This is a genomic window from Flavobacterium supellecticarium, assembly GCF_004801375.1.
Taxonomy (GTDB): domain Bacteria; phylum Bacteroidota; class Bacteroidia; order Flavobacteriales; family Flavobacteriaceae; genus Flavobacterium; species Flavobacterium supellecticarium.
Window position 1 is genome coordinate 1 of sequence record NZ_SSNZ01000027.1, and the last position, 451, is coordinate 451.

Consider the following 451-nt stretch of genomic DNA (forward strand, 5'->3'; position numbering starts at 1 on the left):
ATGACCTCCTGCGTGCAAGGCAGGCGCTCTAGCCAGCTGAGCTAATCCCCCATTCTTTCTTATTTTGAATGTTGAATTTCGAATTTTGAATTAATCCCTAATCCAAATCCCAACTTCCAGAATTTCCTTATAAGTAAAAATTGTAGTCCCGGGCAGACTCGAACTGCCGACCCCTACATTATCAGTGTAGTACTCTAACCAGCTGAGCTACGAGACTATTTTTAAATTATTCTAAATTTTGAACGTTAAATTTTAAATCATATATCTAAAACCTAAGTATCACTCTTTAAAAATAGTATAAACTCTTTTTTTTACTTATTCTTCTTTTTTTTGAACTAACAGCGAGAGTAAAACCTCTTGTATCATAAACCCTTAATTATCTTTCTCTAGAAAGGAGGTGTTCCAGCCGCACCTTCCGGTACGGCTACCTTGTTACGACTTAGCCCCAGTT

At 37.0% G+C, this 451-nt stretch carries 1 tRNA gene and 1 rRNA gene; both read right to left on the bottom strand.

Going from position 1 to position 451, the window contains the following annotated elements:
• Positions 1 to 143: 143 nt before the first annotated feature.
• Positions 144 to 217 (bottom strand) — tRNA-Ile (locus E6C50_RS17510).
• 173 nt (positions 218 to 390) lie between these two features.
• Positions 391 to 451, bottom strand: a 16S ribosomal RNA gene (locus tag E6C50_RS17515); the annotation flags it as partial.